Source organism: Bradyrhizobium sp. 18BD (assembly GCF_054185225.1).
This window is the reverse complement of the sequence record NZ_JAVAYL010000008.1, coordinates 162,018-178,296: the sequence shown is the minus strand read 5'-3', so window position 1 is coordinate 178,296 and position 16,279 is coordinate 162,018. Positions and strand designations below refer to the sequence as shown.

Below are 16,279 nucleotides of genomic sequence, written 5' to 3'. Positions count from 1 at the left end.
ATGGGAGACACGATCGGACGGAGTGTCGCTCGCTGGTGCTTCGGAGCGCAATTGCTTCCGACAGGTATGCACCCGTCGCAAGAACGGCGGCCCGATCGAGAGCCGCCGTCCTTCATTCACCGGACTTGCTCCGGTCCGCGAGATCAATAGCCGGACGCGGGCTCGCAGGGCGGCCGGCGCCAGGGGGCGGTTGCGTATGCGCCGACGTCGGGCGCACGGGCGCAGCTACGCTTGGAGCTGACCGGAATGCGCTGAGCCGACGCATAGGCGTCGACGTTGTTGCGCTTCGCGCTGCCTTCGCGGGCCATCGCGGGAGAGGCAATCATGGCTGCGACCACGAATCCGGCCGACAAGAGCTTCAGTGTAGTCATCGAACGTCTCCTTGAGAAAGCGATGCCGGGAACGCCTCGGCCCGCTCGCAAGACATGCGTACGCGTGTGCCGGATCCGCAGTGTCGATCGAACGATCATTTTCGTCTTTGCACGAAGCCGTTGTGGTGCGCTGATTCCAGCATCGGCGGGGCGGCGCTTCGCGTGCTAGTCGGGCGAAGGCAACGCGCGGTCCGCGCGCCCATCCAGCAGCGGACCGAACCATTCCCACTTCGCGCCGGTGAAGCGCATCATCTGAAGCTGCTCGATCGGATGAAAGTCGGTTGGCGACGTCTTGATTCGAACGCCGGGAATGTAGCCGTCGATTTCGAGATCGAGATCCGTGGCAATGCGCATCATTCTCTCGCGCGTCAGTTCGTCGCCGCAGCGCCTGATCACCTCGACCAGGGCGCGCGACATGTTGAAGGCCAGCAGCGGTCCGCTCTCCGATCGGTCCGCGTCCGGGTAATATTTCGCCATGAACGCGCGAAAGTGCTGCATGCCCGGGTGACTGTCCCATTGCGGGTCGGTCACGTCCATCTGGTAGCCGGCGCTGAGAATCCCCGTCGCATTGCCCAGTCCGGCCGGCTTCAGCACGGCGCCGACCGAGACCGAGATGTTCGTCATGATGTGGACGGGATGCCAGTCCAGCTCGGCGAGCTTCCTGATCGCCTGGGCGGCGAATTTGGGCGTGGCGATGTTGATGAAGATGTCGGGTGCGGCGGTCTTGATCGTGACAATCTGCGACTCGATCGTCGGCTCGCTGACGTCATATGGCAGGCTGGCGATCACCATTTGCGCGTACTTGTCCTGCAGGACGTCCTTCAGCCCCTCGAGATAGTCGCGCCCGAAATCGTCGTTCTGGTGGAGGATGCCGATCCTGGCACCTGGATGATGCCTCAGAATGTAATCCGCATAGATGCGTGCCTCGGTTCGGTAGCTCGGCTGCCAGCCGATGGTCCACGGAAAGTGCTCGGGATCGGCCCAGCGGGACGCTCCGCTGACGACGAACAATTGCGGTACGTGCCGGTGATTCATGTAACTCTGAATCGCGGCGTTGCTGGCGGTGCCGAACGGCGCGAAGATCGCGAGCACTTCGTCGCCCTCGACCAGCCGTCGTGCATGCTCGATCGCCCGGGGCGGGCTGTAGGCATCGTCATACGAGATGAAATTGATCTTCCGGCCGTTGATTCCGCCATTGTCGTTGATCATGCGGAAATATGCGCCCATGGTCCTGCCGATGATGCCGAAGGCCGACGCCGGGCCGCTATAGGGCATGATGTTGCCGATCCGGATCTCGGTGTCGCTCGCGCCGGGATCGTACCGCGGCTCCGCGGAAGCATCGACGCTGCCGACCGCAAGCATGACCCAGGACATGACGAGTTTTCCCAGGCGCCGCGCGGCGCCCGAAATCGAGTGACCATTTCGGTCCGTGATCAAGCGATGCCTCCATGGCGCTGCCGATTTTCGCACACGCCGACTATAGCGTGGTCAGTGTCGCAAGCCCGGTTACGGATGCTGAAGAACTGTTAAGTTTTGCAGTGTCGGGCCATCGGTCTCGGGGGCTCGACCTCGCCGGCAAGTCCGCCAGGGTGCGCCGTATGCGCGGTCGCACTCCCGGATGATGGACAACATCATCTGCGGCAGGCCGCGTGATGCTCACTTGCGATACCATTGACGCCAGTGCTGGCCATAAAAATGCCCGGCGGGAAATACGGGCGCAGCGCCGCCGGGCCGCTCGAGGCCCATTCGCCCGGCGGGCGTCAACGCGCCGCCATTCAGCACGTCACGATCGGGGTACATCGATGCGAAGGCGGCCGGCTCCTGATCGGCAAAGGACCAGGCTGCGGATGCGGACGATATCGTTGCCGCTGAGAGCAGTGCCGCAGCGATCAGAATCTTGAATGCACTCATAGCGATTCTCCATTGCTTGTCGTGTGCGGAGAGACGCTTGGCGACGATCGCTGCTCGGCTGATGGCGTTTCCAAAAAATTGTTCTTGATGATCCTTATGTAGGTCGTCGCTGAGGAAATCCCCGGCGAACGCGCATCACTCCTGCGAGAAGAGTCTGTCTTCGTTGTCAGAATCCTCGCGCGATTGTGCATGGTCAAACGTGCCCGGTGCCGGTTTCTGGGGGCAGATCGTTTGAAAACATATGGAGTGTGAGCCATGAGATTGTTTGCTGTGATTTTCGTCGGCGCCTGTGTCGCGCTCTCGGGGACTGCGTCAGCCCGCGGCGGCATGGGATCGCATATGTCGATGGGGAGCGGCGGCACGTTCGGCACGAGCGCCGCCGCGCCCGGAACGAACTCGCTGGGCACCGCGCTTCCGTCGTCGGATGATGGTGGTCACGCGATGAAGGGGCCGTTGCTGGGCACGGACCAGACCATCGACAAGGACGACGCCCGACTCGAGAAGATGCTGGAAGGGTCGATCTGCCGCGGCTGCTGAACAGCGCGCATTTACGGGACGGAGACCGGCGGCGCCGCCGGGCGACCTCTGTCTTTCGAAAGGGTTGGTGGTAAGCTGAGCATAAAATGATGACACCGCTTGGGGCAGTCCCAATGATGGCTGAGCCAGGCCAGCGTCCCGTCTACATTTGCGCGGAATGGGAAATCGATCTTGCGAGACGCGAATTGCGCGCGAGCGGAGAGCTTGTGCCGCTGGGCGGACGAGCCTTTGACATTCTTGCGGAATTGGTTCAGGCGCAGGGTCAGCTCGTCACCAAGAACGACCTGACGGAGCGGGTCTGGCGGGGCGTCTTTGTCGAGGAAAGTGCACTTCGCGTGCATATCGCGGCGATCCGCAAGGCGCTTGGTCCTGACCGCGACATGCTGTCGACCACCGTTGGCCGAGGCTATCGTTTGCTCGGCGCGTGGCGGATCCGGCACACGGATGCGCCGCTACAATCTGCCGCAGCCGGGCTGCCGCCGTCGATCAACATTCCCAGCGCCTCATTCGATCTGATCGGCCGGACCACCGCGATCGCGCATTTGTGGCGGCTGCTGTCGGCCTATCGGGTGGTCAGCCTGGTCGGGCCCGGCGGCATCGGAAAGACGGCGCTGGCGCTCGAGGCCGCCCGAACGCCACCGCCCGGGTTTGCGGCGGATCGACTGCTCGTCGAGCTGGCCTCGCTGTCCGATCCCAAGCTCGTCTGCTCGGTCATCGCCGGCGTGCTCGGCACCAAGCTCGAAGGTGAGGAGATTTCACCGGATGCTATCGCCCGTGCGATCGGCGCGCGCCAATTGCTGCTCATTCTCGACAATTGCGAACATGTCATCGATGCCGTGGCCCAGGTGGCGGAGCTGATCGTCAGCCGCTGTTCGGGAACGATCATCGTCGCGACGAGCCGCGAGGCGCTGCGCATCGAGGGGGAGCACGTCTACCGCGTGCCCCCTTTGGGTGTGCCGCCCGAAGCATGGCACGAGCCCGCCGGCGCGTCCGCGTACAGCGCAGTGGAATTGTTCACGCGCCGAGCGAAGGCGCTGGGGGCGAGCTTTGCGCCCGACGAGGAGAACATCGTCGCCATTGCGGCGATCTGTCGCCGGCTCGACGGCATTCCGCTTGCGATCGAGTTTGCGGCGGCGCGCGCCGTCATGCTCAGCCCGCCGAAGATCGCGGCGCTGCTCGACGACCGGTTCAAATTCCTGACGACCGGCCGGCGCACCGCCTTGCCGAGGCAGCAGACGCTTCGCGCAACGCTCGACTGGAGCTATGACCTGCTGCCGGACGACGAGGCGTGGCTGCTCAGGCAGCTCGGCATATTCGCCGGCGAATTCCAGCTCGATGCCGTGATCGCGGTTGCCGGCGACGGCTTCGGCGATGTGACCGGCCAGCTCGCCAGGCTGGTGGCGAAGTCGCTTGTCCTCGCGGACATCCGCGGCGACAGCCCGCATTATCGCTTGCTGGATACGACGCGGGCCTACGCGTTGGAGAAGCTGCATGCCGGCGGAGAATTTCCGGGCGCCGCCCGCCGGCAGGCGAAGTACTACACCGGGTTCTTTGCCAACGCAGAAGCCGACAGCGAGGTGAGGCCGCAGGTCGAGTGGCTCGCCATCTATGGCCGCCACATCGACAACACGCGCACGAGTCTCGATTGGGCCTTCTCGTCCGGCGGAGACGCGCAGGTCGGCGCGGCATTGACGGCGGCTGCGGTCCCGCTATGGGTGCAATTGTCGCTCCTCACCGAATGCCGCGAGCGGACCGAGCTCGCTTTGGCGCGTCTCGATCCGGCGTCCGCGAACGCGCCGCGGCTTCGTATGCAGCTGTCGGCCGCACGCGGCTGGTCGCTGATGTACGGTGTTGGCAGGGTCCGCGAGGCGGGTCCCGCCTGGGCCGAGACCCTGCAGCTTGCCGAACAGCTCGGCGACAGGGATTACCTGTTGCGCGCGCTTTGGGGACTCTGCATCGATCAGTTCAACAACGGCGAATTTCGCAAGGCACTCGAATTCGCGCATCGTTTCGCGGAGGTTGTGGCCGATTCCGTCAACCCCGTCGACCGGATGATGGCCGACCGGCTGCTCGCAACGACGCTGCACTATCGCGGCGACCAGCGGCTAGCGCATCATCATATCGAGCGAACCTTGTCGCGTCTCTCCGATCTGGCGGCGAAGCCGCAGGTGATCCGTTTCCGGTTCGACCTGCGGGCCTCGGCGCGCTACTTCCAGGCGCGGATCCTGTGGTTGCTCGGCCTTGGGGATCAGGCGCTGAGCGTCGTCGATCACAACGTCGAGGAGGGCCGGAGCAGTGGTCATGCACTCACGTTCTGCAGCGTCCTCGGCCAGGGCGCCTGCCCGGTTGCTTTCCTGGCCGGCGATCTCGACGCGACCGAGCGCTATTGCACGATGCTGCTCGAGCACACCGAGCGTCACCCGATCCGCCTGTGGAATCTGTGGGCGCGCGCCTTCAGGGGCCTGTTGATCGCGCGTCGCGGCGACCTCGCGACCGGATTGCCCCTGCTGCGCAAGGCGTTCGATCTCGCAGGCGAGGCGCGTTTCCTGCCGCGTTTCCTGCTTCCCCTCGGCGAGCTCGCGATATGTCTCGGCGAGGCCGGCGAGGTCTCGCAAGGGCTTGCGACCGCCGACGAGGCGCTCGCACGATGCGAGGCGAGGGATGAAGGGTGGTACGTCGCCGAGCTCTGGCGCATCAGGGGCGAATTGCTGCTGCTTCCCGGTGCGCATCGCTCGACGATCGCTGCCGCCCAAGCCTTCGACAAGGCGTTCGAGGTGGCACGAAGCCAGGGCGCATTGTTCTGGGAGCTGAGGGCCGCGATCAGCGTGGCACGATTGAGGATGAGCGAAGGACATGCGGCCGATGCGCGCGATATCCTCGCGTCCGCTTACGCCAAGTTCACCGAAGGCTTTGAGACTGCGGATCTCCGCGACGCGCGCGCAATGATGGCGAAGCTTGGATCGTAAGTGGTCATTGGGCGGCAAACGCGCACGCGCGTGGAGGGCTCAGCTCGTCAAGCAAGTCCCTGGCCGTCCTGAGACTGCGCGTCTGGAATCCCTCGGTAAATCGTCGATAGACGGAGGCCAGCATGTCGTGCGCCTCCTGGCGGCGACCGCAGCCCTGCCACAGTCGCGCAAGCCCGAGCGCCGCGCGAAGCTCATAGCCCAGCGCGCCCTGCTGGCCGGCGAGATCGAGCGCCCGTACGAAGCTCAGCTCCGCCTGCGCAAGATCGGGATCGTCCTGCTGCATCAGCACTTCCGCTCTCGCCCGCAACATGTCGGGCATGTCTATCATGAAGTTGCGGTGCCGGGCCTGGGCAATCGCCAGATCGATCGTGTCCAGCGCCTGGTCGCTGTGACCCGCCGCGGCCAGGGCCTCGGCGAGGGGCATGCGAAGCCCTGCGACCGCGCCGAGGCCCTGGCTCTGGAGCTTCTCGATCGCGTCTCTGAGCATGACGAGCCCGGCGCCGGTTTCGTTCCGGGCCACCAGCGTAATCCCTTTCATGGCTTCGCCGACCATCTGGAGGATGGAGAGGTTGTGCCTTCGCGCTTCCGCGATGAACCTGTCGATATGGTCTTCGCAATCCTCCGTGTCGCCATTCCAGAAGAAGACGTCGAATGCCCATGGCAGCGCGCGGCAGAACATGACCGGGTGGTTCGCCGCGATGACGTCCGAGATGGCCCGGCGCACCATCTGCGCCGCCCGATCGGGATAGCCCTGCAGCCAGAGGACGCGGGCAAGGCTGATCTGCGCGCGCCCGGGATATTCGAGCGTGAGCCGGCCCTGGACCTCTCGCTCCAGGCCCGGTTGGAGCAGCGCCGCTTCGATGTAGGAGCGCGAGGCGACAAACTTGCCGAGATACTGGCAGGAGATGCCGAGCAACAGTTGCATCCGCGCCACCGCAAGGGAATCGTTGCTCGCGAGCGCAATGGCTTCGCCGCGTTGGGCGATGTCCAATGAGTCATCGTACTTGCCGGCGAACACTTGCAGCAGATGCAACTGATCGATCAGACGGATTTGCCCGGCGATGTCGCCGATCTTTTCCGTCAGCTCGAGCGCCCGGTTGAGGTGATTGCCAGCCAGCTCATCGAGCTGTCCCGTGAGCACGCGGGCGGCCCCCAGCGCGGTATGAAGCGTGAGTGCGTGCCTGATACTCCCAGTCGTCTCGTCGAGGGCGTCGATGGCGCGGGTGACCCAGAGTTCGCACTCCGCCAAGAGCGACAGCTTGAAGAACAGCGGGATCGACGCTGCAGCGAGGGCCACGCCGAGATTGCGGTCGCCCTGATCCGAGAAGCACCAGGTCAGCGCGGCCCGGATGTTGCCGAATTCGTCGGTGGCCGCCGAAAGGTCCCGGTCCGATCCGTCGCCGGTTTTCTCGAGGAGACCGAGAAAGTAGCGGGCATGACGTCGCGAGATCGCGTCGGAATCGCCGCTGGCGGCAAGTTTCTCCTGCGCATATGCCCGGGTCGAGTCCGCAAGGCGGTAGCGGGTCGGCATCGAGCCGGTGTTCAGTGCCAGCATCGACTTGGCGACGAGGCTGTCGATGATCGCCAGGATCGCGTCGTCGTCCTCCGTGTCCGCGGCAATCGACCTGGCGGCGTCCAGGGTCGTGCTGCCGACGAACACCGACAACCGGCCGAGGACCACGCGTTCCGGCTCGGACAGGAGATTGTAGCTCCATTCGATGGTGGCGCGCAGCGTCCGGTGCCGGGGTAGCGCGGTGCGGCGTCCCTCCCACAGCAGGTTGAGGTGCTGGTCGAGGAGCTGGAGCATCGCTCTCGCGCCATATGCGCCGACATGGCCGGCGGTGAGCTCGATGGCGAGCGGAATGCCGTCGAGCCGGCGGCAGAGGTTGCCGACATCAGAGGCGTTCGCATCCGTCAGCGCGAATTCGCCTCCCGCAGTCGCCCGTTCCACGAAGAGTCTGACGGAGGGGTAGGCGAGGGCGTTCGCGGCTGTGAGGACGACTTCCTCCGGTGGGCTCGGCAGCGGCGGGAGACGGTATGTGAACTCGCCTTCGACGCGCAGCAATTCCCGGCTCGTGGCGAGGATACGCAGCTCAGGCGCCGCCTGGTAGAGCCGTTCCGCCAGCGTCGCGGCGGCTTCGATGACATGCTCGCAGCAGTCCAGAATGAGCAGCATGCGCCTGTCGCGCAGGAATGTCGCGAGGCTATCGGTGGGATCGTTCGATCGCGTCTGCAGCCCGAGGGAAGATGCGACGATCGCCGGCACCAGAGCGGCGTCGTCCGTCTCGCCGAGACCGACAAAGTGAACGTGACCGGCGAACTCCGCGAGCAGAGCGTGGCCCGCGGACACGACGATCGTGGTCTTGCCGATGCCGCCCGGGCCGACGATGGTGACGAAGCGTTGGGCTCTCAGCTTTTCCGAGATCTCCTGGACGGCTTGCTCGCGTCCGACCATCTGCCGGGGATGCGCCGGCAGATTGTGGACGTAAGCGGGGTTTGCCGGTGCATGCGGCCGCTGATCCGGACGCGAGACTGCCGCGACGAAGCAATAGCCTTGCCCGGAGACCGTACTCAGATATCTGTTGCCGTCGTTGCCGTCGCCAAGCGCCTTGCGGAGTGCAGCGATGTGGACGCGCAGGCTGTTCTCCTCGACATCGGCGCCCGGCCACGTCCTGGCGATCAGGTCCGTCTTGCTGACGACGTTGCCGGCCTGCCGCACCAGTGCGAGCAGGAGATCGAACGCGCGACCGGACAATTGGAGCGGGCTGCCGTCTCTTTCAATCCGCCGCTGCGAGGAGTCGAGGCGAAACGGCCCGAAGAGAAAGATCTCGCGGGCGGACTCGTGTTGGTCGGAGTGACCGGCGGCAGCCGTCATGTCGTCGCTTTGCCAGCGGGGGCCATTTGGGGATCAACCCGGCGCACAACTCGTCACGTTCTATGACTTGGAAGCACACCAAGACGTGTGAACGTAGTGGCGTTTCAAAGGTAACATTCTGCCTTATTCGGGTAAAGGATTGGGGCCTATCACTTTCGTCTGGGTTTCCATATCCGCGAGAGTCGTGCGGTCCTGACGCTTTGCGCGAATAGCTCATTCGTACGTGCATAGGCGTGTTTGAGGGGCAAGCCCTCTATCCGATGGATGCGGGCTTGAGGATGTCTTCCAATCCGATCCGGCGGAGCAGTTCCGCGCGAACACTGTCGGCGACGGCGTCGACGGCTGCAGCTCCGTCGTCATCAGGACCGACATGAACGCGTAGCGGCCGCTGTCCGAATGGCATATCGACGATATCGGCGATGGCGGCCGCAACGTCCTGCGGCGTTCGGTCCTTCGACGGAAGCTCCGCAAGCCCTGCCAGCACGATTTCACTCAAATCGGCGGTCGGACCGTCCGCGTATTCCTCGGCCCGGATGGTGTCGAGCGGCCTGCCGGAGCGGATGTAGTGGCCGGGACCGAGTGCGCTCGGAACGAGGATGGTCGTCTCGATGCCCCAGCGCGCGAGTTCGCCGGCATAGCCGAGCGCGAGCGCATCCAGGGCAGCCTTTGACGAAGCATAGGTCCCGAGGAAAGGAACCGAGCCGCCACGCGCGCTGCTCGACGAAACCCATATCAGCAGGCCCTGCCCCTGCTTGCGCAACTGCGGCAATGCAGCCCGGTTGAGCCGTTGCGCACTCAGCACGTTGGTGTCGTAGAGCTCGGCGAGCTGGTCCGGCGTAAAGGCCTCCGCCGGTCCGTAGACGACCTGCCGGGCATTGTGCACGATCACATCGAGGCGATTGTTCTCGGCGACGATGGTATCGATGGCCGCGTTCACGGAAGCTTCCGAAGCGATGTCGAACGCGATGGTTCGGAGATCCATGCCGTGTTGGCCGGCCTCCTCGACGCCGTGCTCCTCGTGGCGATCCGCTTCCCGCATCGAGGCGTAGACCGTGTGGCCGGCCTGCGCCAGTTTCCTGCAGGTGCTTCGTCCGATGCTGTTTGCAGCGCCTGTGACGATGATCACTTTGCTCATTCGAATCCCAATCGCATTCCAGCTTCCGCAAAGGCGCCGGCGCCGTCGCGACACGTTCATCGGTCGGCGATCGATCGCTGTCCTTGCGCGAAGAGCCTCTGACATAGTCCCTGGCGCAAGTCGGGTCTTTCGAGCCAGGCGGGTGATTGTCAGTTCGCACGAAAAATTTCCAGAAAGCCCGAAGGCGGTTCCGCGAGCTGCACCGCGGACCGGACAAGGGCGAGCGTGCCTTCGCGAAAATGACGGGGGCTTTCAGAAGATCGCCGCCGCGGCCGCCGGCTACAACCGCTTGTGCCGTTCGTTAGGGCGGCCGTGTGGCCGGTCGCGGGCCGGTTCGCGCGTTGCAAGGAGAAGTGATGAATCAGTCAGGCAAGCTGCCGCGCTCGGGGCTCTGGTCGCTGGTGTTGATTGCGGCCGTCCTCGGCGGCGGCGCTGCCGCGTTCGCATACACTGCAGGCTGGCTCTCGCCCGGGCGCCTGACGCCGGAGCGGATGATCGCGGCACTGACGCCTCCGACCGGTGCGCCGCTCGGCCACCGGCGCAACCATGCCAAGGGCATCTGCTTCACCGGCGTGTTCGAGGCGAACGGAAGCGGCGTGGAACTGTCGCGCGCCAAAATGTTCGAGCGCGGTGCGTATGCAGTCCTCGGCCGCTTCAATCTCGGCACCGCCGATCCCAACGCGGTGGATGCGACCGTCCGCGTGCGCGGTTTGGGATTGCAGATCACCGCGCTGGACGGCGAGGAGTGGCGGATGGCGATGATCAATCCGCCGATTTTTGCAGTGTCCACGCCGCAGGCGTTTCACGACCTGCTGATTGCGTCCGGCAAGAAGGATCCGGAGGCGATGAAGACGTTCATCCAGGCAAATCCGGAATTCGCGGCGTTCGCGACCTGGGCCAAGACGGCGCCCTGGACCGCCAGCTATGCGGAGGAGCCTTACCACGGGGTCAACAGTTTCATCTTCACGAATGCGAAGGGCGGCGAGCATGCGGTGCGATGGTCGCTGCTGCCGGCGGCGGATGTCGTTCCGATCTCACAGACCGAACTGGAAAAGCGCGGTCCGGATTATCTCGAGCAGGAGATCGTGGAGCGGGTCCGGACCGCCGGCCCGCAACGCTGGACCATGGTCACGACCGTCGCCGATCCCGGTGATCCGACCGCGGACCCGAGCAAGGCCTGGCCCGAGACCCGCCGCACGGTGCAGGTCGGAACGCTCGTCGTGCAGCGGATCGAACAGGAGCGGGATGGGCCCTGCCGCGACATCAATTTCGATCCAACCGTGCTGCCGCAGGGCATCCGGGTGTCGGACGATCCTTTCCCGGCGGCGCGCTCGTCGGTCTACCGCAAGTCCTATGATCTGCGCGCAGCCGAAGCCGCCGACTATCCGCGAACCGGGGCGGCCAAGCCATGAGCAACGCGCCTCGTCGTTTCGCGCCGATCCAGCGCGTCCTGCACTGGCTGATGGCAGCCTGCATCGTTGCCATGCTCTTCATCGGCGTCGGCATGGTGTCCACCGTGGCGCCGGCCTACCTGTCGCTGATCCTGATCCACAAGACGCTCGGCGTCACGCTGCTGATCCTTGTTCTGATCAGGCTGGCGCTGCGGCTTCATTACGGCGCGCCGCCATTGCCGGCCGATCTTCCGCCGCCGATCAAGCTGGGCGCGCGATTGTCGCATCTCGCCCTCTACGGTTTCATGATCGTCATGCCGCTGCTCGGTCTCGGCATGCTCTGGGCCGCGGCCTATCCGGTTGTCCTTTACGGCGGGATTCGAATTCCGGCGTTGCTGCCGCAGAGCGACGGCGTGCACACGCTGCTGTGGAACGCCCACGTCTATCTTGGCCTCGCGTTCTTCGCGCTGGTGCTGCTGCACGTGGCGGCCGCGCTGTTCCACGCCTTGATCCGCCGCGACGGCGTGTTTGCCACGATCGCGTTCTCTCTGCAGCGCGACCGCACGACGCCCGCCGAATAAGCCTCCACACGCCGCCCCTTCCACCCTCCAACAAGGATGTCGACCATGACCAAAGCAGACCTGCAAACCCCGACGGACCTCGGAGCCAACGCAAACCGGGACGTTCCGGCCGCGCTGAGAGCGTTGCTGGCTGACGTCTTCGCGCTGTATCTGAAGACCAAGAACTTCCATTGGCACGTCTCGGGCCGTCACTTCCGTGACTATCATCTCCTGCTCGACGAGCAGGCCGAGCAGATCTTTGCGATGACCGACGACATTGCCGAGCGGGCCCGCAAGATCGGCGGCACGACGCTGCGCTCGATCGGCCAGATCGCGCGCGAGCAGCGCATCCTCGACAACGACGCGGATTACGTCGATCCGCTGGACATGCTGGCGGAGCTGCGCAGCGACAATCAGCAGCTGACGCGGGAGATGCGCCGGGTTCACGAGCTCTGCGACGAATATAGCGACGTCGCGACTGCGAGCCTGCTCGAGAACTGGATCGACGAGACCGAGCGGCGGATCTGGTTCCTGTACGAGACCGGCCGGACCGGCCCGAGCGCGTAAGCGCTGGCATGTTATGCGGCCGGAAAGCGAAGCCGGCCGATCGCTGCGGCAGTGCGAAGGCGAGGACAATCCTCGCCTTCGTTTTTTCCTGCTGATCGTCATTGAATTGATCGACCAAGCTGTGCGCTGCGTCCGTATCGTGCGGATGCAACAATATCGCTGCATCCTCGAAAGATCACCCCGAGCAGATCTCTGTACGCTTGCCCTCATCCATGACCGGCAGTCCGGTCATACGTACAAGGGCCAAGCCATGACGGATGTGTCGAATTCGAAAGCGTCGCTCGGACGAGCCATTCACGCGATTACCGGAAAATGGGGCTGGTTCGTTGCGCTGGGAGCCGGTGAGCTGATCCTTGGCGGCATTGCTTCGGCCAATCTGATGGCGGCGAACCTTGCCTCCGTGCTCGTCATTGGCGCCACCATGGCCGTCGCCGGGATCTTCCAGATCGTGCACGCCTTTTCGATGCACGGCCTGCGCGGCTTCCTGTTCTGGCTGCTCGCGGGAATCATTTACGGCGCTGCCGGCGCCGTCATCCTCTACGATCCGCTGCTGGCATCGGTCACATTGTCGCTCGTGGTGTGCGCCTTCCTGCTCGTCGCCGGCGCGACGCGCATCTGGGCGGGCTTCCACATGCGGCCGGCCGCGGGCTGGCGCTGGATCGCGGTTGCCGGTGTCGCGACGGTCTGCGTCGGCGTCTTTCTGTTCTTGGCCTGGCCCCGCATCGGCCTCTGGCTGCTCGGTGCGATGCTGGTCGTCGACCTGATCTTCCAGGGCTGGGGCTTCATCGCATTCGGAATCGCGCTGCGGAGCCGCGCGTCCCGCCATTCGGCCGAGCCGGCGACGGTGTGAGCCATGATGACAGGTACGACATTCACGCGGCACCGGGAGATCGCCTGGCGCGGCGGCCGCACGAGCTCGACGTCGCGGCTGGTTGCCGAGGAGAGCGCCATCGCGCTCACCTACAACGGATCGACCCATGCCGTGATGATGGGGACGCCGGCCGATCTCGAGGATTTCGGCGTCGGCTTCAGCCTCACCGAGGCGATCATCGACCGCCCGAGCGAGATCGGGAGCATCGAGCTGATCTCGAACGAGCTCGGCATGGAAGTGCGGATGTGGCTCGACGGCGATCGCGCCGCGACGCTGGCCGCGCGCCGCCGCGCCATCAGCGGCCCGGTGGGGTGCGGACTGTGCGGCATCGAGAGCCTCGAACAGGCGCGCCGCACGCCGTCGCGCGTCGAAAGCCCCGGCATTGCCTTTCACGCGCGGGACCTGCTGCACGCCATGCAGGCGCTCTCTCCCCTCCAGACATTGAATCAACAGACGCGGTCCGTTCACGCGGCGGCCCTCTGGCGCCCGCGCACCGGCATTGCCCTGGTCAGGGAGGATGTCGGTCGGCACAATGCGCTCGACAAGCTCGCCGGCGCCATCGTCCGCGACGGCAAGTCGGCCCGCGACGGCGCCGTGTTGCTGACGAGCCGCGTCTCGGTGGAGATGGTGCAGAAGGCCGCGATGATCGGCGCGCCGGTCGTCGTCGCCGTGTCCGCGCCGACCGGGCTCGCCATCCAGACCGCGAACGAGGCAGGCATCACGCTTCTCGCCGTCGCCCGCGACGACGGATACGGTGTCTTCACGCATCCGTGCCGCGTCCTGCTGCCTGAAGAGGCCGCGCCACGCGTCGACTGCTGATCTCGCGGACCGGCGAACATGGCGATGCAAGCCGCATCACCGGAGCCTTTGGCCGAGACACGCGTCGAGGTCGACGTTCCGGAGCGATCGCTGCTGGTCGCCTCTCTGCTGAGCCTATCGGGCGGTTTCCTCGATGCCTTCACGTGGCTGTCGCTCGGCGTGTTCGCGAGCTCGCAGACCGGCAATGTGGTCTTCCTGGGGATCTATGCCCAGTCCGGGCAATGGTCGCGCGCACTCCACCATCTCCTTCCGCTCGCGGCTTTCGTGCTGGGATCGCTCGTGGCGGTCCGCTCGCGGGCGCCGCTGCGTTGTCTCGTCGGGGAGATTACCTGCCTGGCGACGGCGATGCTGTTGCTCCATCGCGTTCCCGATGAAATCACGATTCCCGTCATCTCCTTCGGTGTCGCGTTGCAATCGGCGAGCTTCAGGCAGGTCGAGCGCTGGAAGTATCTCTCGGTCACTGTCACCGGCAACATGCTGCGCGCCATCGATCAGCTCTTTGCGGCGTCCGATTCTGATGCAGCGCGCGGCGTCGGAACCATGCTTGCGCTCTGCCTGATGTTCCTGCTCGGAGCGGCCGTCGGCAGCTGCGTGACGACATGGTGGGGAACGTGGAGCCTCGCTTTGCCGATCGCATCGTCGGCGTGCGTTCTTTGGTTTTGTCGGCACACAGGTCATTCGCGCTGACATAGCGCGTTCGTTGGATGTCGAAGTGCCCACCATGCCATTCGGCAAAAGGACGTTCGTTCGCGGAAGCGTGAGCCCGGTACGGCTCGTACTCTTTCACCAGCGCCGCAAAATTGCTCGCGACACCAACTGCCACGAGAGGCAAGGATGATCGACTTCCGCAAAGAGACAGACAGCCTGGGTGAGGTGAACGTTCCCGCGGACAAGCTCTGGGGTGCGCAAACCCAGCGCTCGCTCGAGCATTTCAGCATCGGCAGGGATTTGATGCCGCGCGAGATGATCCAGTCCTACGCGATCCTGAAGAAGGCGGCCGCGAACGCCAATTACACCGGCGGCCGTCTCGACGGCAGGGTCCACAAGCTGATCGTCCACGTCTGCGACGAGATTCTCGCCGGTCAGCACCGGGACATGTTTCCCCTTCACGTCTGGATGACGGGCAGCGGAACGCAGTTCAACATGAACGTGAACGAGGTGATCTCGAACCGTTGCTGCGAGCTCGCGGGCACCGCGCTCGGCAGCAAGCTGCCGGTCCATCCGAACGATCACGTCAACATGTCGCAATCCTCGAACGACAGCTTCCCCTCGGCAATGTACATCGCGGCCGCGTTGAACGTGACGGAACGCCTCGTTCCCGCCGTCGAAGCGCTGCATGACGCGATCGCAGCAAAATCGAGCCAGTGGGACGACATCGTCAAGATCGGCCGCACCCACATGCAGGATGCAACGCCCCTGACGCTCGGGCAGGAATGGTCCGGCTATGCCGTGATGCTTGCCGACAATCTGGCGCGTATCGATGATGCGCTCAAGGGCGTCTACCGCCTCGCGCTGGGCGGCACCGCCGTCGGCACCGGGATCAACGCGGCGCCGGGCTTTGCCGAGGCCGTCGCTGCCGAGATCGCGCGGTTGACGGGCCTGCCTTTCGTCAGTGCGCCGAACAAGTTCGCCGTGCAAGGCGCGCACGATGCGCTGGTGCAGCTGTCCGGCACGCTGCGCACGCTTGCCGGCTCGCTCTACAAGATCGCGAACGATATCCGCCTGTTGTCCTGCGGTCCGCGCGCGGGCTTCGCCGAGCTGCAGATCCCCGAGAACGAACCCGGCTCGTCGATCATGCCGGGCAAGGTCAATCCGACGCAGGCCGAGGCGCTGACGATGATCGCCGTGCAGGTGATGGCGAACGACGTCGCCGTCGGACTCGGCGGCGCCGGCGGCTATCTGCAGATGAACGTCTACAAGCCGCTGATCATCCACAATATCGCGCAGTCCGTCACCATCCTCACCGACGGCTGCACGAATTTCCGCACCTTCCTGGTCGAGGGCACCGAGCCGAACCGCAAGAAGATCCAGGAATATGTCGAGCGGTCGCTGATGCTCGTGACCGCGCTGGCGCCGGTGATCGGCTACGACAAAGCATCGCGGATCGCGCATTACGCGATGGACAACGATCTCACGCTGAGATCGGCGGCGCTGAAGCTTGGCTTCGTCACCGAGCCGGAGTTCGACCGCATCGTCGATCCCGCCAAGATGGTCAAGCCCTACGTTGCCGAGATCAAGGTGCCGCTCGAAATCGGCGCCAAGGCCGTCTGAAAAGG

The 16,279-nt window shown here is 64.8% G+C and carries 14 protein-coding genes; 9 read left to right on the top strand and 5 right to left on the bottom strand.

The annotated features are described in order from the left end of the window. Window positions 1-143: 143 nt before the first annotated feature. The 3 genes from RAD16_RS16785 to RAD16_RS16775 form a co-directional block, all read right to left on the bottom strand. Window positions 144-371 (bottom strand): hypothetical protein, encoded by a 228-nt coding sequence (locus tag RAD16_RS16785; RefSeq protein WP_458159000.1) that lies wholly within the window; start codon window positions 369-371, stop codon window positions 144-146. 165 nt (window positions 372-536) lie between these two features. After that, a complete protein-coding gene (locus RAD16_RS16780; RefSeq protein WP_458158999.1) occupies window positions 537-1,745 on the bottom strand; it encodes an ABC transporter substrate-binding protein in 1,209 nt (402 codons plus the stop codon). A 282-nt stretch (window positions 1,746-2,027) separates the two neighbouring features. Further along, window positions 2,028-2,282, bottom strand: a complete 255-nt coding sequence (locus RAD16_RS16775) for a hypothetical protein (RefSeq protein WP_458158998.1) — start codon at window positions 2,280-2,282, stop codon at window positions 2,028-2,030. Window positions 2,283-2,537: 255 nt separating this feature from the next. On the opposite strand from RAD16_RS16775, the gene RAD16_RS16770 reads away from it, so the two are divergent. Together RAD16_RS16770 and RAD16_RS16765 are read left to right on the top strand one after the other, a co-directional pair. Then, on the top strand, window positions 2,538-2,819 hold the full coding sequence (locus tag RAD16_RS16770) for a hypothetical protein (RefSeq protein WP_458158997.1): 282 nt from the start codon (window positions 2,538-2,540) through the stop codon (window positions 2,817-2,819). A 113-nt stretch (window positions 2,820-2,932) separates the two neighbouring features. Continuing rightward, a complete protein-coding gene (locus RAD16_RS16765) occupies window positions 2,933-5,785 on the top strand; it encodes an ATP-binding protein (protein WP_458158996.1) in 2,853 nt (950 codons plus the stop codon). 4 nt (window positions 5,786-5,789) lie between these two features. Here RAD16_RS16765 and RAD16_RS16760 read toward each other — a convergent pair whose 3' ends face one another. Together RAD16_RS16760 and RAD16_RS16755 are read right to left on the bottom strand one after the other, a co-directional pair. After that, window positions 5,790-8,660: an ATP-binding protein gene (locus tag RAD16_RS16760; RefSeq protein WP_458158995.1), complete on the bottom strand. Its 2,871-nt coding sequence runs from the start codon at window positions 8,658-8,660 to the stop codon at window positions 5,790-5,792. 253 nt (window positions 8,661-8,913) lie between these two features. Then, window positions 8,914-9,795, bottom strand: a complete 882-nt coding sequence (locus tag RAD16_RS16755) for an SDR family oxidoreductase (protein WP_458158994.1) — start codon at window positions 9,793-9,795, stop codon at window positions 8,914-8,916. A gap of 356 nt (window positions 9,796-10,151) precedes the next feature. Between RAD16_RS16755 and RAD16_RS16750 the strand changes: the two genes are divergently transcribed. The 7 genes from RAD16_RS16750 (at window position 10,152) to fumC (ending at window position 16,274) form a co-directional block, all read left to right on the top strand. Next, the gene (locus RAD16_RS16750; protein ID WP_458158993.1) at window positions 10,152-11,207 is read left to right on the top strand and encodes a catalase family peroxidase; all 1,056 of its coding nucleotides are present in this window, start codon (window positions 10,152-10,154) and stop codon (window positions 11,205-11,207) included. After that, a complete protein-coding gene (locus RAD16_RS16745) occupies window positions 11,204-11,767 on the top strand; it encodes a cytochrome b (RefSeq protein WP_458158992.1) in 564 nt (187 codons plus the stop codon). The genes RAD16_RS16750 and RAD16_RS16745 overlap by 4 nt, the downstream gene beginning before the upstream one ends. A gap of 45 nt (window positions 11,768-11,812) precedes the next feature. Further along, complete coding sequence (locus tag RAD16_RS16740; RefSeq protein ID WP_458158991.1) at window positions 11,813-12,313, top strand: Dps family protein; 501 nt, start codon at window positions 11,813-11,815, stop codon at window positions 12,311-12,313. A gap of 250 nt (window positions 12,314-12,563) precedes the next feature. Continuing rightward, window positions 12,564-13,163, top strand: coding sequence for an HdeD family acid-resistance protein (locus RAD16_RS16735; RefSeq protein WP_458158990.1), 600 nt, complete (start codon window positions 12,564-12,566; stop codon window positions 13,161-13,163). Between the two features lie 3 nt (window positions 13,164-13,166). Beyond that, window positions 13,167-14,003, top strand: coding sequence for a formate dehydrogenase accessory sulfurtransferase FdhD (gene fdhD / locus RAD16_RS16730; protein WP_458158989.1), 837 nt, complete (start codon window positions 13,167-13,169; stop codon window positions 14,001-14,003). A gap of 18 nt (window positions 14,004-14,021) precedes the next feature. Beyond that, the gene (locus tag RAD16_RS16725) at window positions 14,022-14,690 is read left to right on the top strand and encodes a YoaK family protein (protein WP_458158988.1); all 669 of its coding nucleotides are present in this window, start codon (window positions 14,022-14,024) and stop codon (window positions 14,688-14,690) included. A gap of 147 nt (window positions 14,691-14,837) precedes the next feature. After that, window positions 14,838-16,274 carry a class II fumarate hydratase gene (fumC, locus tag RAD16_RS16720; protein WP_458158987.1) on the top strand — a complete coding sequence of 479 codons (1,437 nt, stop codon included), beginning with the start codon at window positions 14,838-14,840 and terminating at the stop codon, window positions 16,272-16,274. Window positions 16,275-16,279 lie beyond the last annotated feature (5 nt).